We start from the raw sequence: 20783 nt of genomic DNA on the forward strand, positions 1-20783 counted from the left end.
GCCGTGCCCTTCCGGGCGTGGATTCCTCATTCCGTAATTACGCACGCCAATGAAACGACGGCAGACAGGTAGAACGACTGTCGTCGAGCAGAGGGAGGTGCTTGCGGATTGGCTGTCCGGGGACCGACCGGAGTCGGCTCTCACGCCGGACAACTCGGAGAACACTACGGATCACGGAAGGGCGTGTCAAACCCGCTGCGGGACGGGCCCCCGCGGCCGTGGCCTCTTCGTCATGACGACGCGTACGTGACCGCTTCCGCCTCAGTGGACGGCGCTGATCCTCGGAAGTCGCCTGGCGGCCGGGTGGGAGGGGCCACCCAGCCGCCTGTGCGCGGGGCTCCGTGTTCCTCACTATGACCGGATCGGCGGCCCGGGTGGGTCAGCGTCTGTTCTCTTGCGCCGCGCAGCTCGGTTGGCGGCCAGCAACCAGGCGTACATCAGGACCAGGCCGGCCGCTACCACGATGCTGCCCGGCCTGTCGCCATCGACTGACCGCCACACCAGCAAGCCGATGCTGACGCAGAGCATCGGCCAGTAGAACCGTGGCCCCCACCGGTTGCCCGCCTTGGCCCACGACGGTGGGTCACGAGGAACAGAACGTCGCGTCACAGGTCCTCCCTCCTCCCCGTCCGACTGCCCACAACTTGCGCGTCGCAACTCACGAACGGACAGCGGTTGTCGGCTTCACCGGTCCCGAGTTCCCGGAAGACGGTCCGCTGCTCACGGCTCGACCGCCCGTGGCACGGTGACGGGTCGGTGGGTTCTGACGCCCGGCTGACCCTTCCTGGCAGGTGTCCGCGAGAACCTGTTGGCGGACCACGGTGGCCACTGCTACCTTCGCGCAGGCCGTGCGAGAGAACGAGGAGGTGGTACCCGTGAACGCGGTATCGACATGGGTGCTCCCCTCCGAGGTCACGGTCGGGCGGTAGGTCGTCCGGGAGCGCCGTTCCAGCGCACTCCCGAAAGGCACGACCATGCGTTTCACTTCCGAACGGCGCCTCGACGACGGCGTCCTCGAACGCGAATTCACCCTCGGCGAGATACCGGGCACCCTGTGGACGCCCGGATCCGCCGCACCGGTCCCGTTGATCCTGATCGGCCACAACGGCGGCTTGCACAGACGGGAACCGCGGCTGGTGGCCCGGGCCCGGCAATCCGCGGCCTCTGGCTACGCGGTGGCCGCCATCGACCACCCCGGGCACGGCGACCGGCCCCGTTCCGCCGTCGACGAGCAGGCCCGCTCCGACCTCCGCCGGGCGATGCGGGCCGGCGAGCCGGTCGACGAGATCTTCGAGTCCTTCGTCGGCCCGCTGGTGGAGAAGGCGGTCCCGGAATGGCAGACCACTCTGGACGCCCTCCTGTCGCTGCCCGAGGTCGGCGGCCCGGTCGGGTACTCGGGGATGGCCGCCATAGGCATTCGCCTGGCCGTGGTCGAACCGCGTATCGCGGCCGCCGGTTTCTTCGCCGGGGGTTACGTGCCCCGTGCCCAGCGCGAGGAGGCCCGGCAGGTCACCATTCCGCTGCTGTTCCTGCTGCAGTGGGACGACGAAGGGAACCCCCGGCAGCGGGCCCTGGAGCTGTTCGACGCCTTCGGCACCAAGGAGAAGACACTCCACGCCAATCTGGGCGGGCACGCCGGCACCCCGTGGTTCGAGGTGGACGACGGGGACCGGTTCTTCGGCCGGCACCTGAAGTGAGGCCGGGCCGTCGGTCCGGCGGCAGACGGTAAACGGTGTCGGCCGGGATGCCGCTCATCGAGGAGGACCGGGGCCGGTCCTCCTCGATGGCGGTACCCGGTGGATGCACAACCGCCCCGGTCGCGGCGGTACCGGCCATCAGCGGTACCGGCCGGTCGGGGCGGCGCGTCTCCGGATCGACACCGGTGAGGGTCCCGCTGGTGCTGGTCCCATGTGGCGTTCCAGGATCCGACGGCTGGTGGGCCGCTGAGCGCGGCGCGGGTGAAGCCGGTGCTCAACCCCTTGTCAGCGGTCCGTCGATGCCTCCGGGGCCGGTATCACCAAACCTGGATCACGAACGACAGGAACGTCGGTGGCCGCGGTCAGGACAGCAGCAGCACAGCGCCGGCGGCGGCCATGAGCACGGTGGTGCCGCCGTGGATGCCGTAGTACGCCTTGGCCGGTCCGCCGCTGAGCTTCGTGATGATCCCGTCTCCGAGTGTGATGACCGATCCGGCCAGCATCATCCAGCCGCGCAGGTGGAGGCCGGCGCCGAGCAGCGCGATCAGCAGGAAGAGCCCGTAGCCGATGTCGCGGAGGGCCAGGACGGACAGCCAGGCGCGGAAGTTGGGGTCCTCGGTGCGGGTGCCGGGGATGCCGAAGTCCGCCGCGGCCTGCGGGGCCCACAGGTAGCGGGCGCCGATGAGGATGATCCCTACGGCGATCGCCCAGGTGATGACGGTGGCGGCAGCGGTGGCGGCGTTAGGCATGACGAGACTCCCCTTCTCGCGGCACCGACCCCCTGTCGAGCGCCGCTCCGACTTCTAGCAATGCTAGCCGTAGCGCTGTCTGAATTTCTAGCAGTGCTAGAAATTTTGTGGGTCGGCTGCGGGCTTCGAGATCCCGACGGGCGGGAGGAGTCGACGCGGCGTCAAGTGGCTACGCCAACGGTCCGCGACCAGGCGGACGCGGTCCTCGGGCTCCACGGCGTGCCTCCGCGGACCGTGTCCACTGTCTCCCGGCGCGAGGCGGTCAGCAGCTTGCCGAAACCGCGCGGCCCGGTACGGTGATCGGGCCTGTGCCGGACGGCTGCGACGCCGTGTTCACACCAGCACCGATCATTCGACTCCGGCCTCGACGCCGGGGCAGGCTGCTCACCCGGCTTCCCGGCCGCCGGCCAGACGGCGCCTCCACCACAGGTCAGAACGCCACTGCCGACGAGCGGCGAACGGATCCGGCAGTGTGCGTCTCCTGTACCTGGTGTCCAGGACACGCACTCGGTGTCTCAGCTCCGTACGGGGTCTGGGAGGGAGCTGCCGCAGGACTTCCTCGATGACGTCGCGGGCATGCCGGACGTCATCGAAGGAACAGCCACGGCACGAACACTCCGCATCCTGCGGATAGAGGGGCCGTCGCCCCGGTGCTCGCAGAAACGCCTGGTACCGACGCAGCGCACGGTCGGTGGCACCGGGGTAGATGTGGTAGCTGCCCGGAAGCCTCTCCATCCGGTCTATCGCGACGCTGGTCCGGGCAGACAGGCCGTGGATGCGGTCCGGAGGCGAGCTCCACGGGGCGCGGGAAGACTGTTCGGCGCGGAGCGCGCCGGGCCGTCTACGTGGCATCGGCCTTTCGGGGCGTGGTCATGGATGTCATCATGCCAGCGTCCAGGGCCGGTTGACGACCAGGGGGCCGCGTCCGACGGCGGCCCGCCTGCGGCGCTCGCTCCCATGTGCTGCCGGATCACAGCGGCGAGGGCAGGTGCACGGCGGGCAGCAGCCCCTGCTCGATCTCCCGACGCGGCAGCGACAGCCCGAGATGCTCGCCCACCGCCCCGAACAGCCGCCTGGCCGAATCCTCTTCCTCGTCCTCGCGGTCCTCGCAGCCGGGGAAGGTGTCCCGCACCGCCCCGGCCCGGCGCATGGCCGTATCCAGTGCGGCGAACGTCCCGAGCCGGTCCTCGGGCGGCACCGTGGTCCCCAGCAGGCTGTCACCGGGCTCGACGGCACTCACTTCGCCGACCGCGCCGACGTAGCACACCCGCGGCTGCTCGTGCAGGAAGCGATCCAGGCGGACGAGTTCGTCGCCCTGACCCACCAGGGTGTCCTGGCCCAGCCGGTCGAGGAAGACGAGGTGCCAGGTGGACCACTCGGCCTCCAGGACGTACGCCCACTCGCCGCTGCGGCCGAACATCGCCACACTGTCGCCCGGGCCCACACTCAGCCTGTCGAAGTCCTCGAACAGCGCGGGCCGTTCGGCCATGCGGCGGTCGGCACCGAGGCGGACCACGAAGTCCACCTGGTCCACCCCCCGCACCGCCGTGAGGCAGATGTCCGAGAGCATCCCGTCCTCGGCGATCGCACCGCTGTACCAGTGCTCGCCGATCCACGCCAAGCCGTCCGTCATCGTGCCGGCCTCTCCCCCTGACTCCGCGCACACGTTACCGAGCCTCGGGACGGCCCGTGCGGGTCGAGCAGCGGCGGTACAGCCATGTACGGCGCACCCATCGAAGTCGTACCCCTGGTGGTCACCGCGGAGCAGGTGACCGCGCACGGGCTGCCGAACGTCCGCCGACCGCCCGCCGGTGCGGGCGGCGGAGCCGTGCCGCCGTGGAGGCACCTGGGCATGGCGGTGCGTCATCCTCTCCGAGGACACGTCCCTGCTCGACGTGGCCGGTCCGTAGGGATCTCCCCCGGACCGACGCTCGGGGACGTGCGGATCGCGCAGGAGGGGTGTTCGGCCCCGCCCGGGCAGGCCACAGCCGGTCCGTGAGCTCCTCCAAGTGCCGGACGGCGAGTTGGTGGTTTCTCCCAATGGGGACGGCCCCTCGAAGCTGGCTAGCGTCGGGCCCAGGAACCGCCGGGTGTGCCACCGAGGTGCGCGCTGTACCACGGGATCCTGCCCGGCTCTGCAGAATGAGAGTGAGTGTGACAAGCACAGCGGGCAAGGCCGGGAATGCCGTGCGCGGGGGCGGAGTGGCGCCGGTGCTGACCGCCGCCTTCCTCTGGGGCACGGTCGGACCTGCGCAGCTCCTGGCCGAAAGCAGCGCGTCACCGGTGGCGATCGGCGGGTGCCGGATGCTTCTCGGCGGTTTCGTCCTGGGGCTGTTCACCGCTCGGCGGGCCGGGTTCCTCTCCCTGTGGCAGCGGCCGGCCCGTTGGTGGATGCTGGTGAGCGTCCTGGTCACCGCGGCCTTCCAGGCGTGCTTCCTGGAGGCGGTGGACCGCAGTGGCGCCGCCCTGGCGACCGCGGTCACCTTCGGAACCGTCCCGGTCGTGTCGGGTGTGTGCGGGCGCGTCCTGGCGGGTGAGCGGCTCAGCGGGGTGTGGGTCTGCGGGACCGCGTGCGCGGTCGGCGGCATCGCTCTGCTCCTCGTTCCGGCCGACGGGGGACCGACCGGCAGCGCGGGCGTGCTGCTCGGGATGGTGGCCGGAGCCAGCTTCGGCGTGTACATAGCGGCGACCAGGCAACTGGCGCAGCGTGGTGCGGACACCTCCGCCGCTGCCCCGACGAGTGTGTTCGGCGCGGGGATCCTGGTACTGCCATGGGTCCTGGCCCACCCCGGCGGGCTCGCCGAACCGCGGACGCTGGTCCTGGTCGGCTGGCTGGCCCTGGGCACGACCGCTCTGGGCTATCTCCTGTTCACCTGGGGTGTGACACGGATCAGCGGGGCGACCGTCGGCACCCTCAGCTTGGCGGAACCCCTGGTCGCCACCGTGCTCGGAGTCCTGCTGCTGGGGGAACGGCTCGGCGCGCCGGCCGTGTCCGGAGCGGTGCTCCTCCTCGGCGGGCTCGTCCTGGTCTCCGTTCCGGCCCGGCGCGCAGGCCGCCCGGTGCAGTCCTCTCGGCCGTGATCGCCCGCCCGCCGGGGTGACCCGGCGGCGCGTGGGCTGCGCCCGCGCGCCACCCGGACGGAGGGGGCGCACGGGGCTGGCGGGGTTGCTCAGCGTTCCTGATAGGACGTCATGGCCTCGTTCACCCGTGGGGAGAAGAAGAGCGGGCCGATGGCGTCGGCCCAGGCCATTCCCTCGGGGGTCAGTCGCAGCAACCCGCCGTCCTGCTCCAGCCAGCCGCGCTCGGCGACCAGGGCGAGCTGGGCGGGGAAATCGTCCTGCGGAAGGCTGCCGAAGAGGCTCCGATAGCGCTCCACCCGCAGGCCGTCCGCTTCCAGCAGCATGCCCAGCACGAACATGCGGCGGCGCTCGTCGTCGTCCATCCGGAAGGACCACTGCGCGCGCCGGAACTCCTCGGTCGGCGTGGCGATGTAGTCGTCGATGATGCGCCTGACCTCCGGCACTGCGACGGCGTAGTCGGTCGTGTAGTGGAGATCCGTCGTGAACGACCGGGCGCCGACGCCCAGGCCGACCATCCCGGCCTGCTGGTTGTACTCGCTGATGTTGCTGTCGTCCGCGCCTTCGACCGCGGCGGTGCCGATGCGGCTGAAGACCCGCATGGACGTCTGCCGGTAACCGGCGGCGAGCAGCTGGTCCCGTCCGAAGCGGTACAGCCGCAGCCTCTGCTCGTCCCAGCTCTCGTCGGCCTTGTCGTGCCGTGCCATGAGTCCGGTCAGCGGCCGCACATACAGCGGGTAGAGGTAGATCTCCTCGGGCTCCCAGCTCAGCGCCGCGTCCAGCGACACCTTGAAGGACTGTTCGGTCTGGCCGTCGATGCCGTAGATCAGGTCGATGTTGAGGATCGGGAAGGCCGCCTCCTTCAGCCGGGAGAGCGCGGCCTCCACCTCCGCGCGTTTCTGCGGCCGGATGGCGGCTCGCGCCTCCTCCTCGACGAAGCTCTGCACACCGATGCTGAGCCGGGTGGCGCCGCGTTCCGCGAGGACCGCGATGCGGTCGGCGGTCGCGGTGGCGGGCGAGGTCTCGACCGACCACGGAACGGCCTCGAGGTCCGCGCCCATCACGTTCTCGCAGATGTCGCAGAGCCGGACCAGTTCGTCGGCCGTGAGATAGGTCGGGGTGCCGCCGCCGAACGCCGCGAGGGTGAAGCGCGGCGTGCCGTTGGCCTCCAGCGCCTCCCGTGTCACGGCCGCCTGCCGCTCCAGCGTGCTCAGGAAGTCGCGGGTGACCTCTTCCGGCGCCCCCGTGCGGGTGAAGAGGTTGCAGAAGCCGCAGCGCATCTCGCAGAACGGGACATGCACGTAGAGGGAGAGCCGATCGAGCCTCTCACCGGCCCACACGTCGGTGAGGAGCGGCCGGTCCACGCCCAGCCGGTACGCCTTCTGGTGCGGGTAGGCGTACACGTACTGCTTGTACGGCGTCGTCGGCTCGGGAACAGAGCGGGGGGATATGTGAAGCGGTAACGAGGTTGCCACTGCAGCGATGCTTCCTTCCGGGGTCGATCACATCCGTTGGTCGCGCCAAGTGACAGCTTCTTCGACTCAGGGTTACCGGCGACATGAGCCGAACCGCCAAAGTAACTGGGTTCCCCTTTACCCAAGTTGGCATCTTCCGTGGCTTGTCCGCACGCCTGCGCCCATGACATGGGACGACCCTCGGGGAGCGGGAACACGTCGAAACACCTGGAATCGGCGCGCCTCATGGGATACCCATGTCGTTCATGAAGCGACTTCTCATAGCCGCCGGGGGCGGCGGTGACGCCATCACGACGGCCATGGTGCACGCCGCTCTCAACGGCGCCGACGAGCCCGCGCTCATCCTGACCTACGCCTGGGAACGGCTGGTCGTCGATCCGGTACCGGGCCCGCGGCGACCGTCCGACTTCACCGGTACCGTTCCCGCGGGTCCCACGCTGCGGCTGGTGACGCGGGGCTCCGCGCCCCGGCCGCCCGCCGGCTCGCTGCTGCCTCGACTCGCGGCCGATCTACGGCCCGAACTGGGGATGCTCGACCCGTACGAAGGGGCGTCGGGGCTCGCACGGCAGATCACGGAGGCCGCCGCGTACTGCGGTGCCGATCACGTCGACGTCGTCGACGTCGGGGGTGACGTCCTGGCCGACGGCACCGAGCCAACCCTGCGCAGTCCGCTCGGCGACGCCCTCGTACTCGCCGCCTGCGCCCACACCGCGATTCCCACCTCGGTGCATGTCGCCGGCCCGGGGCTCGACTCGGAGGTTCCCGAGGCCGCCCTGCTGCCTCGGCTCGGCGCTCCCCTGCTCGCCCTGACCGATGTCGACACCCTGGCCGTGCAGCACGTCTTCGACTGGCACCCTTCGGAGGCGAGCGCCCTGCTGGTCGCCGCGGCCCGGGGCATACGCGGCGTCTGCGGAACCCGGGACGCCCCCCAGCCCGTCACACTCACCGCAGCCAGCCCCAACGTCTACCGGCTCACCCTGGACCGAGCCCTCGGGCTCAACCCCTTGGCACGGGCCCTGGCCGACAGCACCGACCTCGCCGATGCGGAGCGGGCGAGCCGGCAGGTGTGCGGCTTCTCCGAGATCGCCCGGGAACGCGCTCGCGCGGCCGGGTCCGCCCAGGAGGTCACCCCACCGGCCGCTTCCCGGCCCTCCCCCGCCGAACTCCCGCCCCTTCGCGAGCGATTCGCGTACTGGGAGCGCCGGACCGCGCGCAGCGGCATCGCCTACGTCACCACGCGCCGCATCGCCGAGGAGCTGAGCCTCGACAGGGCGGAGCTGGCGGAGCTTCGCCGGCACCTCCTCACGGCGTCCCCGGCCCGGCACGCTCCACCGCTCTGGCGGCTCGCCCCGGCCGACCGGTGACCGGGTCGGCCGGGGCTCCACGTCGACGCCGGAGTCGACCACTCGTGCGGCCGGCGGCATGCGTCATGCGCGGGTCGCCGGGTGTGAGAGCGGCTCCCTCGCCCAGCCGGCCGGGCCTGCCCGGACAGCGGACCCCGCCGGTCGGCTGGACGAGGACGGCGGCCGCGTGTGACGCCCCGCCCGGTGGGCCCTTACGGGCCCACCGGGCTCTCGTCGTCGGCGGAAGCCGTGCTCCGTCTCCGACGCGCGTCTGTCCGTCGAGCCGGGTTCCCCTCCTGCCAGGAGACCGGCCTCGGGGAACGTCGGGGAACGTCGGCGCGGTGGTTCGTCGCTGAGGACGGCCATGGTCCTGGTCGCGGCCTCGCGCCGGCCCGGAAGGAGTCCTCCTCCATGGCACGTCCGTTGACACCACGCTCGGCCGCGCTGCTGCGAACGCTGCGCGTGCTGCTCCTGGCGCTACTGGTGAGCACAACCGCCCTGACCGAAACGGCCGCCGGATCGTCCTCCCCGTCCTCGGCGCCACCCTGCGTCGCCCCGGAGGCGCCCAGGAGCAGGCACCACGACGCCGCGACGGAGCACGACACGGCCTTCAACCGGGATTTCCGGCACTGCCTCACCACCGTCCGCGGTGTGCAGATGCACTACGTCGTCGGCGGCACGGGGCCGCAGGCGATGGTTCCACTGCACGGTTGGCCGGAGAGCTGGTTCGAGTACCGCCAGGTGATGCCGCGGCTCCTGCCCGGACGGACGGTCGTCGCGATCGACCTGCCGGGGATGGGCGATTCCACCGGACGCCCCGCCGGGCACACCAAGTCCCAGCTCGCGGGCCACGTCCACGACCTGCTCGCCCGGATCGGCGCGCCGCGGGGCGTGCGGTTCCTCGCCCATGATTCCGGGGCCCGTGGTGCCCGTTTCGGCCCGACGTGCCTCTTGACCGGGCCGGTTCGTCCGTGGTCGACGCCACGCGGATACCGGCTCGGCCATCGCGGGGAGGTGGCGGCCCCGTCCGATCACCTATTCGAGTTGAGTACCGGCACTCAGGCGGGCTGTCCCGACGCGCTCATAGCGTTCAGCCCATGACCACGGACCACGCCGCTCCCGAGCCGGTGCGCCAGGCGGGCATCACCGCGGTGGCCTCCTGCCTCCCTGAACTCGAAGTGACCTCAGAGCAGTTGCAGGAGCGCATCACCGCGTCCTGTGGGCTGCCCCTGCCGGCGCGGATGCTCGAACGGGTCACCGGCATCGCCTCGCGCCGGGCGGCGGCGGAGGACGAGTACGCCTCGACGCTCGCGGTGCGGGCGGCGCGTGTCGCGCTGGACCGGGCCGGGCTCGACCCGCACGAAGTGGACCTGCTGGTGTTCGCCTCCGCCACACGTGACGTGGCCGAACCGGCGACCGCGCACATCGTCCAGGCCGAACTCGGGTCCCGGGCGCACGCGCTGGACGTGACCAACGCCTGCAACAGCTTCATCAACGGCATCGACACGGCACGGGCGTTGATCCTCGCCGGCCGGGCCCGCCGGGCGCTGGTGGTCACCGGTGAGACCCCGAGCCGGGCGGTGCGGCAGGCCCCGTCCGGCCCCGACCAGCTCCGGGACGGCTTCGCGGGCTACACCTTCGGAGACGCGGGAGCGGCGGTGGTGCTGGAGTCCGTGGACCGGGGCGGCATCCTCGACGTGGACACCGAGACGCACTCCGAGCACTGGCGCGTCGGCGGCGTCTTCGGCGGCGGTTCGCGCCACCCCCGCGGTGACGAGCACACGTACTTCCGCGGCGACGGGGCCGAGCTGCGCGAGGTGTTCGAGAAGGTCGGCACGTCCGTGCTGGACCGCATGAGGCAGCGCACCGGTCTGGCCTGGCACGACTTCCGGCACGTCCTGGTCCACCAGGTCACCGTGCCGTACCTGGACCGGTTCGTGGAGGTCACCGGTGTTCCGCGGGACCGGCTCGTCGTCACGGTCCCCGAGCTCGGCAACATGGCCAGCGCCACGCTGGGGGTACAGCTCGACCGCGTCCACGAGGGTCTGCTCCCCGGCGACCGGGTGCTGTTCGTGGGGTTGGGCGGCGGCGTGAGCATCATGACGATGGTGTGGGAGAAGGCATGAGCGCCCTGTGGGTGGTGGTGCCCGCGCACGAGGAGGCCACGCGGATCGGCGCCACGCTGGACGCGCTCGCGGCCCAGCGGGACCGCGACTTCACGCTCGTGGTCGTGGACAACGCCTCCGGCGACGGCACCGCCGCGCTCGCCTGCGACTTCGCCCGCTGGGCGCCCTTCCCGGTCCATGTCCTCGGCGAGCCGGAGAAGGGCGTGGGCTGCGCGGTGGACACCGGCTTCCGGTACGCGATCCGCAACGGCGCGACGCTGCTCGCCCGGACCGACGCCGACTGTCTGCCGCACCCGGGCTGGACGGCCGCCGCCCGCGACGCCCTGCGGCACGGTGCGGGCCTGGTGTGCGGGCGGATCGAGGCGCGTCGCGACGAGCACGGGCCGCTCGGGCGTGCCGCCTTCCGGGCCCTGGTGCGCCTCGCCGCGTTCTTCGGCCGGGTGCGCCCGGCCCACCGGCGGCGGCACGGCTACCTCGCCCCGTACCGGATGCACGCCGGCAACAACATGGCCGTCACGGCCGCTCTGTACGAGGCGGTCGGCGGTATGCCGCGCCGCCCCTCCCCCACCGACCGGCTGTTCCTGAACCGCGTCCGGCGCCGCACCACCGCCATCGTCCATTCCCGCGCCATGGTCGTGGAGAACTCCACCCGGCGGTTGCGCGCCTACGGTCTGGTCGGCACCGCCCGCTGGTACCTGGACAGGGGTCCGGGCCGCAACCAGGAGGACCCGCGCTGATGCTCGACGCTCTCGCCCACACCCTGTGTCTGACCCCCGACCGGCCGGCCGTCCTCGGCTCCACCCGCGCCGGGACCGTCCGGGTCAGGGCCACCTGCGGGGAGCTGGCCGGCCTCGCCGACCGGTACGCGGCCGCCCTGCACGCTCGCGGCATCGCACGAGGCGGCACCGTCGGTGTCGCCGTACGGCCCGGGCCCCGGGCGCTGGCCGTGATGCTCGCCGTACACCGGCTGGGGGCACGGGCCGCGGTGCTCGACCCCGGCGCCGGGCCGGAGGTGCTGCGTGCCCGCCTCGCCCTCGCCCGCCCCGATGTCGTCCTCGCCGACGCCACCGCCCAGGCGGTCGCCGGGTGGGCCCGCCCGCTCGCCCACCGGGCGTGCCTGGCCCTGCCCGACCTCGCGGAGCTGGGTCCCGTCGCCACGGTCGGTCCCCGGACCCCCGGCTGCGCGCCCGCACTCGACGGCGCGGCCAGGAGCGGGGCGCTGCCGCGTGCGGTGGACGAGGACGGTGACGCGGTCGTCGTCTTCACCTCGGGCACGACCTCGCGGCCCCGCGCCGTGGTGCACACCCGTTCCTCGCTCGCCGCCGGGATGACGGCGGTGACCGGTCTCGTCGGGCCGAAGGCCGGGCGGCCCGTCCTCGGCGGCACGTTCTTCGTTCTCGTGCCGTCCCTCGCGAGCGGCGCGCCGGTCGCGCTGCCCGCCCGCTCGCCGCGTGTCCTGGCCCGGCAGTTGCGCCGACTCCGCCCGCAGGCCACGTATCTGACGCCGCCGCGGCTGCGGTCGGCGCTGGCGACGGGCGCCCGCTTCACCGGGCGGGTGTGGACGGGATCGGCGCCGGCGAGCGCCGATCTGCTCACCCGTGTCAAACGGGCGGGAGCCGAGGAGGCCTGGGGGGTGTACGCCCTGACCGAGATGTTTCCCGCCGCCGCGGTCGAGGAGGCAGACAAGGCCGCGTTCACCGGGCGCGGCGACCTGGTGGGCGCCCCGCTCCCCGGGGTGACGGCGAAGAGCGACGCCTCCGGTGAGCTGCTGTTGTCCGGTCCCGCCGTCCGCGACCGCTACCTGGGCGAGGAGCCGGACCCGTGGGTCGCCACCGGTGACCGGGCCCACCTCGACGGCGGCCGGATCGTGCTGGAGGGGCGCTGCAAGGACATGGTCCTGCGCGAGGCGGAGAACATCTACCCCGGGCTGTACGAGCCCTCGCTGCACGTGCCGGGTGTGGAGTTGGCGCTGCTGGTCGGCGTGCCGGCCGGGGACGGCGACGAGCGCCTGGTCGCCGTGGTGCAGCCGCGCCCGGGCGCCGACCGTACGGCGTTGCGTGCCGCGCTGGCCGGCCCGCTGGAGCGGATGGGGTCGGCACGGCCGGACGCCGTGCTGCTGGCGGAGGTGCCGTTGTCCGGCCGCTCCCGGAAGCCGGACCGCGGCGCCGCCGCGGAACTCGCCGCCGCCCGGCTCGCGGACGGGGGCCGGGGGTGAGCGCACTGGGCGCCGGGCCCCTGAGGGTGGTGGTGCCGGCCCACAGCGAAGAGGCCGGGACGGTGGGCACCCCTGCCACACCCGCCTGCCGGGCCGGCACCGGCTTCGCCCTGGCCGTCGCCGAGGGCGCCCGGGCCCCGCTGTGGGGCTGGGGCCGCCGTCACCGCCCCGCCGATCCGGGGGCGGTGAGCCTCCGTTGACCGGCCGGCCGTCCTCCGCCATGGCCCGCGCCCGCCGCCGCGACCGGCGCGTGTACACCCGCTCCCACCCCGTGCTGTTCGCGCTCCTCGCCGTCACTCGCCGCCGGGCGGTCACCCGTCTCGGCGGGGCGGTGCTGGTGCACGGCACCGAGCCGTACCGGCAGGCCCTCACCCGCGTCCCGCTGGACCGCACCGCCGCCGGCACCACCGGCGGCGCCGCCCGGCGACTGTCCACGGGCGAGACCCTGTTCGACCAGGAGGGCTCCGGTCACCGCGCCACCCGTCGGGCGGTCGCCGACGACCTCGGCGCGACCGGGGTGGAACGGCTGCGCCCGGTGTGGCGGGGCGTCCTGACCCGTCGCCTCGCTCCGCTCGCCGAGGGCCGCGACGTCGACCTCGTACCGCTGGCCCGCGAACTGGCCGGGGCCACCGTCCGCGCGCTCCTGGACGCCGTCGGCGGCCCGGAAGCCGTCGCCGAAGCGGCCGCCGGGGCGGCGGCCGCCGCCGTGCGCGACCACCTGCCCGGGCCCCGGCCGTCCGGCACCGCACGGGCGGCCGCCGCGGCGACGGCGCGGCTGGAGGCCCTGCTCGCCCCGGCCGGCGCTCCCGGCGCGACAGCGGACACGGCCCTGCGGGCCGTGCTCGCGGTCGCCGCCGTCAACACCACCGTCGCCGCCCTTCCTCGCGCCGCCGCCTGGTGCGCCGACGCACGGCTGTGGGACCAGGCGGCCGACGACCGGCTGCGCCCGGCCCTGGTGGGCGAACTGCTGCGGGTGACCGCCCCCTCCCCGCTCCTGCCCCGCTCGGCGGCGGCCGACGCCGAGCTGAGCGGTTGCCCGGTACGGGCCGGAGACCGCCTGATCCTGGTGGCACGGCACGCCGCGCGAGCCCACGCCGACCCTCCGGACGCCCACCACCCCGCTCCGCCCGCGGTGGCCCAGCTCGTCTTCGGCGCCGGCGGCCATGCCTGTCCCGGGGCACGGCTGGCCCGCGCGCAGCTCGACGACACCCTCTCCGCGCTCGCCCCGTACCGTCCCGCCGTGGTGCGGGCCCGGGTGGACCGGGGCGCGGCCCTGCCCGGCTGGCGCTCCCTCACCGTCCGTGCCACGACCGGTCCTCGGGAGGATCGATGACCACGATCGCCGTCACCGGGGCGAGCGGCTTCTGCGGCTCCCACGTCGCCGCCGCCGCCGCCGCGCGGGGCGCCGACGTCCTGTGCGTCGGACGACGTCCCGGCCCGGCCGGCCGGCACGTCCCCTGGGACGCCGCGCGCGAGGTGCCGGACCTTTCCGGCGCCGACCTCGTCGTGCACTGCGCGGCGGCCGTCGGCGACCCGGTGCCGGGCTCCCCGGCCGAAGCCACCATGCGGGCGGTGAACGTCGACGGCACGGCGCGGCTGCTGGAGGCGGCGGCCGGCCGGCCGGTGGTGTGGGTGAGCAGTGCCAGCGTCTACGCGCCCGGCTCCGGGCGCTCCCCGATCACCGAGAGCCATCCGGTGCGCGGGCAGGTGAACGCGTACGGCCGCACCAAGGCCGCCGGTGAGGCGCTGGCGCTCGCGGCGGGCGCCGTGGTGCTGCGCCCGCGGGCGGTGTACGGCGCCGGGGACCCGCACTTGGTGCCCCGGCTGCTGGACCGGGTCCGTCGGGGGCTGCTCCTGCTGCCGGGGCCGAGCGTCCCCCTCAGCCTGACCGCCGTCGAGAACCTCACCGACGCCTGCCTCCTGGCCGCCGGCTGGCCGCCGGGCGCCTACAACATCGCCGACCCGGAGCCGTACGAGCGGGACGATGCGCTACGGCGGGTCCTTCGTGCCCACGGCGTACGGGCGCGGATCGGGCACCTGCCGCTGCCGGTCGCCCTCGCCCTGTCGGGCGCCGCCCGGACGTCGGCGCGGCTGCGCCCGCACGCGAAGCCGGCGCTCACCCGTTACGCCGTCGAGCAACTGGCGCGCTCCGTGGTCCTGGACGTGACGAAGGCGACGTCGCGGGGGTGGACGGCGCGGTGCGCCCTGCTGGACTACACGACTGCTGTGTCGGCCAGGTGAGCGGAGGGCCGTTCACCGGGACGTCCGCGGTCCTGCGCCCGTGGGACCCGTGCGCCCGCCCGGTGCCGTGCCCCACGCGCGGGGCGAGTCCGCCGACCCGGGCTCGCGGTGGGACCGGCACGGTCGGTTCGCCGCCCGGGAGGAGGGAGCGCCCGTCTCCGCTCGGCAGTGGCGTGCGCCCGTGCCGACTTCTTTGTGGGGAGGCTGCGGACGGGCTCCTGAACCGCTTCGGTGTCAGGGCGTGCCGGGCGGGGTCAGCGCCGCGAGGCAGTCGGCGATCGCGTCGGTCATCGCGGCCCGGGCCGGCGCCAGATAGCGGCGCGGGTCGACCAGGTCCGGCCCTTCGGCCAGCGTCCGACGGACCGCTCGGGTGAAGGCGACGTTGAGCAGCGTCCCGATGTTGATCTTTGTCATGCCGTGCTCGACGGCGGCCCGCAGCGTCGGGTGCGGTACGCCGGACGAGCCGTGCAGGACCAGCGGCACGGGCACCTCGTCCCGTATGCGGGAGATCAGTTCCAGGTCCAGCGCGGCGGTGCGGGAGACCATCGCGTGACTGCTGCCCACGGCGACGGCGAGGGCGTCCACGCCGGTCTCGGCGACGAACCGGGCGGCGTCCTGCGGATCGGTGCGCACCCCGGGCACGTGCGCCGAGCCCTTGCCGCCGATCTCGCCCAGTTCCGCCTCGACGAACAGACCGTGGTCGTGCGCCCACCGGGCGGCCGACCGGGTCGCGGCGATGTTCTCCTCGTCCGGCAGCCTCGACGCGTCGTACATCACCGAACTGGCCCCGCACTCGGCGGCGCGGTGCAGCAGGTCGACGTCATCCACGTGGTCGAGGTGCAGCGCGAGCCGGGCCCGGCCGCTCGTGGCCGCGGCGGCCGCGGCGGCCGCCAGGGGCATGACGTCGCCGCCGTGGTGGCGTACGGCGTTCTGGCTGATCTGGACGATCGCCGGCAGGCCGGTGCGCCGCGCGGCGTCGGCGACGGCCTGGACGTGCTCCAGGGTGATGACGTTGAAGGCGGCTATGCCTGAGCCCGACGCGTGGGCTTCGGCCATCAGGTCCGCGCTGCGGCAGAGCATGGCGTCCTTTCGTGAAGGAGCGGTCGCGGGCGGCCGGGACCGGGGGCCCGGCGCCGGGGCGCGGGCGGGGGGTCTCCGGCCGCCTCGCGTGAGGGGCGGTACCGGTTGTGCGGTGCGTGCCGGGCGTGCGGTCAGGAACCGGGGCGGTCCAGGATCACGGAGCGGCTCAGGGCGCGCGGCCGGTCCGGGTCCAGCCCCTTGCGTACGGCGCCGGCCGCGGCGAGCCGCTGCACGCGCACCAGGTCGGCCTGCGGGTCCTCGGGGTGGTCCACGAAGTGCGCGCCCGTGGCGGCGACGTCCGCCCGCAGCCCGTCCTCGTCCGGGCCGAAGTGCCAGACCAGACGGCCGGGCGCGGCGATGGCGATCGGACCGTGCCGGTACTCCAGGGACGGGTAGGACTCCGTCCAGCTCTGAGTGGCCTCACGCATCTTCAGGGATGCCTCGCGGGCGATGCCGTGCGCCCAGCCCCGGCCGAGGAAGGTGATCTGGTCGGCGGCGAGCCACTCCTCGGGCAGCGGCGCCTCGATGGCCGTCCGCGCGGCCTCCGCCAGCGGCTCGGCCGACTCGCCCAGGCCCGCGCGCAGGGCGGTCAGCGCGGTGGTCGCGAAGACCGTCTGCACGACCGAACGCTCGTCCGCGAAGGACAGGTCGAGGACGTGCTCGGCGGCGTCGACGATCGGGGTGGAGGTGTCGGCGGTCAGGGCGACGGCCGGAAAGCGGCCGCGCCGGCGCTCCAGCAGCTCCAGGATCTCGGTGGTGGTGCCGGAGCGGGAGATCGCCACCAGCCGGTCGTAGGTGCGCTCGTGGGGGAACTCGGAGGCCGCGAAGTGGTCCGTCTCGCCCAGGCCGCGCCGTTCGCGCAGTGCGGCGTACGCCTCGGCCATGAACCAGGAGGTGCCGCAGCCGACGACGGCCACCCGCTCTCCCGGCCGGGGCAGCAGATCCGCCGACTCGGCCGCCGTGCTCGCGGCCTTGAGCCAGCTCTGGGGCTGGCGGGCGATTTCCTCGCCTATGAAAGACATGCGTGTGCTCCTTGATGTGGCGGGTCGTGCGCCGCGGATGGGGGCGCGGCACGGCTCGGGGTGACGGTCGATGGGGAGGGCTCGGGCGGCCCGGGGGGCCGGGCCGCGCGAACCGGGCTGGTGGCGCGCGAAGTAGTCGGCGAGAGGCGGGTCGAGGGCGGGGACCTGGACCGGGGCGCCGCCCGAGCGCAGCGAGGTGGTGGCGGCGATTCCCGTCGCGACGGCCTCACGGGCGGCGAGGGGCGAGGTGTCGGTGGCGCCGCCGTGTGCGACGAAGCGCAGGAACTCCTCGACGAGGGCCCGGTCCGCGCCCCCGTGGCGGTCGTCGGCCGTCTCGGCGGGGGTCAGGGTCAGGTCGGCTCCGGGGCGGTATCCGGAGCGGCGCCGGTTCCACACCTTGACCACGGGGGCGTCGCCCTCGATGCCGTCCCCGAGGTTCTCGATGCGGCCCTCGTCGCCGATGACCGTGTAGTTGCGCCAGTAGTCGGGGGTGAAGTGGCACTGCTGGTAGCTGGTGAGCACCCCGTTGTCGAGACGGGTCAGCACCATGCTGATGTCCTCCACGTCGACGACGTGGTTGAGGTCGCGCAGCGCGGACGGCGGCCAGACGCCCTCGTCGAACCAGTCCTGCACCCGCCGTTGGCCCTGTGGCCCGGTGCCGCGGTGTTCGTTGGCGCCGTAGACGGCCAGGTCGCCCAGCGCGGTGACGGTGCGGGCACTGCCGCCCGCCAGCCAGTGGATGGCGTCCAGGTCGTGCGCGCCCTTCTGGAGCAGCAGGCCGGTGGTCCGGGCGCGTTCGGCGTGCCAGTCCTTGAAGTAGTAGTCGCCGCCGTGGCCGACGAAGTGCCGGCACCACACAGCGCGCACGGTTCCGATCGCGCCCTCGTCGACGAGCCGGCGCATGGTGCGCAGGACCGGCAGGTGCCGGAGGTTGTGCCCCACGTAGAGCCGGGTGCCGGTGCGGGCGGCGGTGGCCAGGACCCGGTCGCAGTCGTCGAGGTCGATGGCCAGCGGCTTCTCGACGAACACGGCGACGCCCGCTTCGAGGAAGAACAGGGCGGGAGCGGTGTGGAGGTCGTCGGGGGTGAGCACGAACACGGCGTCGAGGTCGTCCGCGAGCATGTCCTCGTAGCGCTCGTGGAGACGGACGTCGGCGCCGAAGAGCGCCCGGGCGTCGGCGCGGCCGCGTTCGGCCGGATCGGCGCAGGAGACCACGCGGGCCGCCGGGGGCCGGTCGGCCAGGGTGGCGAGCCCGGCGCGCTGGCCGACGCCGACGACACCGACGCGCAGTTCGGGCGCGGGCGGCTGGTTGGTCATGGAGCACCCCTTCGTCGCGGACAGGAAGACGCGCACGACGCCACGGCGTCGCAGGGCCGTCGGGCCGACGGGCTGTCGGGCCTTCAGGTCATCCGGCTGTCGGGCCTTCAGGTCATCCGGCTGTCGGGCCTTCAGGTCATCCGGCCGTCAGGTCATCCGGCCGTCAGATCGTCCGGTCGTCGGGCTGTCGGGCCTTCAGGTCGTCGGATCGTCAGGCCTACGGGCGGTGGCAGCGGTCGGTGGTGGCCGGCGGTCCCGCCGTGTCCCGGAACGACCGCCGTGAGGTCGGACCCGCACCAGGCGGCGGGCATGTGTCACGTCCGGCCCGGGGCCGGGATCGCGCCTCGGGTCCCACCGTGACGCCCTTGACCATAGATGCTCGAAAGTGCTCTATCAAGCAATCTATCGAGCAACTTCAAGCATTCTGGTTACGATCCGACCGGTCGCGAGGGTCACGGCCGGGTCTCGGCGAGAGGCCGCGCCGACTCGGGGGTTGAGGAACATCGGAACGAAAACCGGCGCTAAGCCCCCGTCGCCCCTGGTGGGCGGCTGACGGAGCGTCGGCAGGTGGACCGGGCTGAAGTCGTTCCACAGATAACGCCCTATTATCTGCGGGAAAGAGCCGTGAATTTCATCAGGTGCGATGACTCGCCCCTTGCCGGTAGGGGCGCCTGAACAGGCAGGCATCGGCTGGTCACAGCCCGGTCGCGCCGACGACCTGCCCTGGACCACAGGTCGGCCGCCCGCGTGACCTGCGGCAACCCCGCTCGTTCTCATCTAATGAACGATTCATTCGCCCTTCTCGCAGGGTGTTGGGGGTTGGTGTGGGCGGTTCCTCTTGGAATGTGCCGGGGCGGCACCGTCGCTGTTCATCGTGGGTGGCGCTCCGCTGCTGCACCCGGAGACCCAGGTCTTCGAGGGCATGCTGGCGGGGTGGCGTGATCAGCAGCTGGCCCGGAATCTGAGCAAGGACACGATCGCGGACCGGCTCCTGGCGGTACGGCGGTTCCAGCGCTTCACCAGCGAGTGGCCGTGGACGTGGCGCCCTACGGACGTCGAGGAGTACACCGCCCACCTGCGGAGCGACGGACGGGAACGGTCCCACTCCACGATCCGCGGCTATCACGGTCACGTCCGCATGTTCCTGGAGTACGTCGCTGACCCTCGCTACGAGTGGACAGCGGTCAGCGAGCGTCTCTTCGGCAGCCATCCAGCCCAGGTGTTCTTCGAGTGGAACACCGCCGTGCACGCTGCCGAGTACGAAGGCCGGCCCGGCCGCCGTGCTCTGACCAAGGCCGAGCTTCAGCGCTTCTTCGACTACGCCGACGACCAGGTGGCTGCCGCTCGAACCTCGGGCCGCAAGGGCTGGCTCCCGGCCATGCGAGACGCGACCGCGATGAAGGCAACCTACGCCTGGGGGCTGCGCCGCCGCGAGGTGAAAGCTCGATCTGGCGGACTTTGGACACAATCCGCACGCTCCTGAGTTCGGCGATCTTGGCGTGGTCTACGTCCGTTGGGGCAAGGCGTCCAAGGGCTCCGCTCCCAAGCGCCGCAGCGTGCTGACCGTCTTTCCTGGTCGGTGAAGGTGATGGAGCAATGGCTCGGCAGCTACCGCACCGTGTTCGACACCGCCGCGAAGAGCGACGCCCTCTGGCCGAGTGAGCGGTCACCGCGCCTGGGCATGGGGGCTCTGGGCGACCGGTTCGCCTCCTACCGGGATGCGTTGGGGCTGCCGCAGGAGCTCACACTGCACTGTTTGCGCCACTCCTACGTGACGCACCTGATCGAAGCCGGCTACGACCCGCTGTTCGTCCAGCAGCAGGTCGGGCACTCCTATGCGTCCACCACCGCGCTCTACACCTCCGTGTCGTCGGACTTCCGCACCCGCACGCTGCGCAAAGTCCTGGACGGCACGATCGGCCGAACGATCAGCACTGCGACCGGGGAAGGACCGCGATGATCAGGCGACTCGGCTACCACTGGCACCTGCGACGGATCATGGCCGCGCACAACATCTGGAAGACCACCGAACTCATTCCCCTCCTGCGCGAGCGAGGCATCAACCTGTCCACTGCGCAGGTCTACCGCCTGGTAACCGACCGGCCTGAGCGCCTGTCTCTGCCGGTCCTGGCCGCGCTCTGCGACATCCTCGCCTGTTCGCCCGCCGACCTCATCGAACCGTACGTCGAGGCAGACCGGCGCAAGCGCACAGCCGGTGAGGCGGCCGTCATCGAAATCAATGCCAACTTCCGTCCCGAGCGTGCTCGCATCATCGAGGACTGAACATGCCCGCACCCCGGAAGTACACCTCCGATCCGAGCAAGTACCCAGCCTGTGTGCGCTGTGGCTCCTGCTACCCCGCCAGTCGGCGCTGGCCCGAGGGCATCGTCTGCTTCTACTGCGTGCGCGCGGCGCGGAACCGCCAGGGCAGCTGCGCTGC

Annotated in this window: 18 protein-coding genes and 1 pseudogene; 13 read left to right on the forward strand and 6 right to left on the reverse strand. The window is 73.0% G+C overall.

Annotated features, from left to right (window positions below; all coding sequences use genetic code 11):
- The first annotated feature begins 974 nt into the window (after window positions 1-974).
- Window positions 975-1697, forward strand: coding sequence for a dienelactone hydrolase family protein (locus ACF061_RS11580; protein WP_392266647.1), 723 nt, complete (start codon window positions 975-977; stop codon window positions 1695-1697).
- A gap of 362 nt (window positions 1698-2059) precedes the next feature.
- Here ACF061_RS11580 and ACF061_RS11585 read toward each other — a convergent pair whose 3' ends face one another.
- Window positions 2060-2446, reverse strand: a complete 387-nt coding sequence (locus ACF061_RS11585; RefSeq protein WP_392266648.1) for a DUF4267 domain-containing protein — start codon at window positions 2444-2446, stop codon at window positions 2060-2062.
- A 970-nt stretch (window positions 2447-3416) separates the two neighbouring features.
- Window positions 3417-4079 (reverse strand): hypothetical protein, encoded by a 663-nt coding sequence (locus ACF061_RS11590; protein WP_392266649.1) that lies wholly within the window; start codon window positions 4077-4079, stop codon window positions 3417-3419.
- A gap of 521 nt (window positions 4080-4600) precedes the next feature.
- Between ACF061_RS11590 and ACF061_RS11595 the strand changes: the two genes are divergently transcribed.
- Window positions 4601-5527, forward strand: a complete 927-nt coding sequence (locus ACF061_RS11595) for a DMT family transporter (RefSeq protein ID WP_392266650.1) — start codon at window positions 4601-4603, stop codon at window positions 5525-5527.
- Between the two features lie 89 nt (window positions 5528-5616).
- Here ACF061_RS11595 and ACF061_RS11600 read toward each other — a convergent pair whose 3' ends face one another.
- The gene (locus ACF061_RS11600; protein WP_392266651.1) at window positions 5617-6999 is read right to left on the reverse strand and encodes an STM4012 family radical SAM protein; all 1383 of its coding nucleotides are present in this window, start codon (window positions 6997-6999) and stop codon (window positions 5617-5619) included.
- A 245-nt stretch (window positions 7000-7244) separates the two neighbouring features.
- Here ACF061_RS11600 and ACF061_RS11605 point away from each other — a divergent pair, with 245 nt between their 5' ends.
- From ACF061_RS11605 to ACF061_RS11640, 8 genes are all read left to right on the forward strand, one after another.
- The gene (locus tag ACF061_RS11605; protein WP_392266652.1) at window positions 7245-8363 is read left to right on the forward strand and encodes a DUF1152 domain-containing protein; all 1119 of its coding nucleotides are present in this window, start codon (window positions 7245-7247) and stop codon (window positions 8361-8363) included.
- A gap of 390 nt (window positions 8364-8753) precedes the next feature.
- On the forward strand, window positions 8754-9443 hold the full coding sequence (locus ACF061_RS11610; RefSeq protein ID WP_392266653.1) for an alpha/beta fold hydrolase: 690 nt from the start codon (window positions 8754-8756) through the stop codon (window positions 9441-9443).
- Window positions 9440-10468 carry a 3-oxoacyl-ACP synthase III family protein gene (locus ACF061_RS11615; RefSeq protein ID WP_392266654.1) on the forward strand — a complete coding sequence of 343 codons (1029 nt, stop codon included), beginning with the start codon at window positions 9440-9442 and terminating at the stop codon, window positions 10466-10468. The genes ACF061_RS11610 and ACF061_RS11615 overlap by 4 nt, the downstream gene beginning before the upstream one ends.
- A complete protein-coding gene (locus ACF061_RS11620) occupies window positions 10465-11205 on the forward strand; it encodes a glycosyltransferase family A protein (RefSeq protein ID WP_392266655.1) in 741 nt (246 codons plus the stop codon). The genes ACF061_RS11615 and ACF061_RS11620 overlap by 4 nt, the downstream gene beginning before the upstream one ends.
- Complete coding sequence (locus ACF061_RS11625; protein WP_392266656.1) at window positions 11205-12683, forward strand: class I adenylate-forming enzyme family protein; 1479 nt, start codon at window positions 11205-11207, stop codon at window positions 12681-12683. Before ACF061_RS11620 ends, ACF061_RS11625 begins: the two co-directional genes overlap by 1 nt.
- Window positions 12680-12883: a hypothetical protein gene (locus ACF061_RS11630; protein WP_392266657.1), complete on the forward strand. Its 204-nt coding sequence runs from the start codon at window positions 12680-12682 to the stop codon at window positions 12881-12883. Before ACF061_RS11625 ends, ACF061_RS11630 begins: the two co-directional genes overlap by 4 nt.
- Entirely contained in the window at window positions 12880-14016 is a 1137-nt protein-coding gene (locus tag ACF061_RS11635) for a cytochrome P450 (RefSeq protein WP_392266658.1), read from the forward strand. Before ACF061_RS11630 ends, ACF061_RS11635 begins: the two co-directional genes overlap by 4 nt.
- A complete protein-coding gene (locus ACF061_RS11640) occupies window positions 14013-14924 on the forward strand; it encodes an NAD-dependent epimerase/dehydratase family protein (protein ID WP_392266659.1) in 912 nt (303 codons plus the stop codon). Before ACF061_RS11635 ends, ACF061_RS11640 begins: the two co-directional genes overlap by 4 nt.
- A gap of 234 nt (window positions 14925-15158) precedes the next feature.
- Here the strand turns inward: ACF061_RS11640 and ACF061_RS11645 are convergent, their stop codons facing one another.
- The 3 genes and pseudogenes from ACF061_RS11645 to ACF061_RS11655 all read right to left on the reverse strand — a co-directional run.
- Window positions 15159-16004: a ketose-bisphosphate aldolase gene (locus ACF061_RS11645; protein WP_392266660.1), complete on the reverse strand. Its 846-nt coding sequence runs from the start codon at window positions 16002-16004 to the stop codon at window positions 15159-15161.
- Window positions 16005-16135: 131 nt separating this feature from the next.
- Window positions 16136-17026 (reverse strand): SIS domain-containing protein, encoded by an 891-nt coding sequence (locus tag ACF061_RS11650; protein ID WP_392267031.1) that lies wholly within the window; start codon window positions 17024-17026, stop codon window positions 16136-16138.
- 90 nt (window positions 17027-17116) lie between these two features.
- Window positions 17117-18343, reverse strand: a pseudogene (locus ACF061_RS11655) (Gfo/Idh/MocA family protein); the annotation flags it as partial.
- Window positions 18344-19217: 874 nt separating this feature from the next.
- Between ACF061_RS11655 and ACF061_RS11660 the strand changes: the two are divergent.
- The 3 genes from ACF061_RS11660 (at window position 19218) to ACF061_RS11670 (ending at window position 20626) form a co-directional block, all read left to right on the forward strand.
- Window positions 19218-19826, forward strand: a complete 609-nt coding sequence (locus tag ACF061_RS11660) for a hypothetical protein (RefSeq protein WP_392266661.1) — start codon at window positions 19218-19220, stop codon at window positions 19824-19826.
- A gap of 105 nt (window positions 19827-19931) precedes the next feature.
- A complete protein-coding gene (locus tag ACF061_RS11665) occupies window positions 19932-20303 on the forward strand; it encodes a tyrosine-type recombinase/integrase (RefSeq protein WP_392266662.1) in 372 nt (123 codons plus the stop codon).
- Entirely contained in the window at window positions 20300-20626 is a 327-nt protein-coding gene (locus ACF061_RS11670) for a helix-turn-helix domain-containing protein (protein WP_392266663.1), read from the forward strand. The genes ACF061_RS11665 and ACF061_RS11670 overlap by 4 nt, the downstream gene beginning before the upstream one ends.
- Window positions 20627-20783 lie beyond the last annotated feature (157 nt).

The organism is Streptomyces sp. NPDC015220 (assembly GCF_043079345.1).
Lineage (GTDB): Bacteria > Actinomycetota > Actinomycetes > Streptomycetales > Streptomycetaceae > Streptomyces.

What these genes read in the sequence shown, in the direction of transcription:
- ACF061_RS11580 (WP_392266647.1), top strand. Translation starts at nt 975, where the DNA reads ATGCGTTTCACTTCCGAACGGCGCCTCGACGACGGCGTCCTCGAACGC.
- ACF061_RS11585 (WP_392266648.1), bottom strand. Translation starts at nt 2,446, where the DNA reads ATGCCTAACGCCGCCACCGCTGCCGCCACCGTCATCACCTGGGCGATC.
- ACF061_RS11590 (WP_392266649.1), bottom strand. Translation starts at nt 4,079, where the DNA reads ATGACGGACGGCTTGGCGTGGATCGGCGAGCACTGGTACAGCGGTGCG.
- ACF061_RS11605 (WP_392266652.1), top strand. Translation starts at nt 7,245, where the DNA reads ATGAAGCGACTTCTCATAGCCGCCGGGGGCGGCGGTGACGCCATCACG.
- ACF061_RS11610 (WP_392266653.1), top strand. Translation starts at nt 8,754, where the DNA reads ATGGCACGTCCGTTGACACCACGCTCGGCCGCGCTGCTGCGAACGCTG.
- ACF061_RS11615 (WP_392266654.1), top strand. Translation starts at nt 9,440, where the DNA reads ATGACCACGGACCACGCCGCTCCCGAGCCGGTGCGCCAGGCGGGCATC.
- ACF061_RS11620 (WP_392266655.1), top strand. Translation starts at nt 10,465, where the DNA reads ATGAGCGCCCTGTGGGTGGTGGTGCCCGCGCACGAGGAGGCCACGCGG.
- ACF061_RS11625 (WP_392266656.1), top strand. Translation starts at nt 11,205, where the DNA reads ATGCTCGACGCTCTCGCCCACACCCTGTGTCTGACCCCCGACCGGCCG.
- ACF061_RS11640 (WP_392266659.1), top strand. Translation starts at nt 14,013, where the DNA reads ATGACCACGATCGCCGTCACCGGGGCGAGCGGCTTCTGCGGCTCCCAC.
- ACF061_RS11645 (WP_392266660.1), bottom strand. Translation starts at nt 16,004, where the DNA reads ATGCTCTGCCGCAGCGCGGACCTGATGGCCGAAGCCCACGCGTCGGGC.
- ACF061_RS11650 (WP_392267031.1), bottom strand. Translation starts at nt 17,026, where the DNA reads ATGTCTTTCATAGGCGAGGAAATCGCCCGCCAGCCCCAGAGCTGGCTC.
- ACF061_RS11665 (WP_392266662.1), top strand. Translation starts at nt 19,932, where the DNA reads ATGGAGCAATGGCTCGGCAGCTACCGCACCGTGTTCGACACCGCCGCG.
- ACF061_RS11670 (WP_392266663.1), top strand. Translation starts at nt 20,300, where the DNA reads ATGATCAGGCGACTCGGCTACCACTGGCACCTGCGACGGATCATGGCC.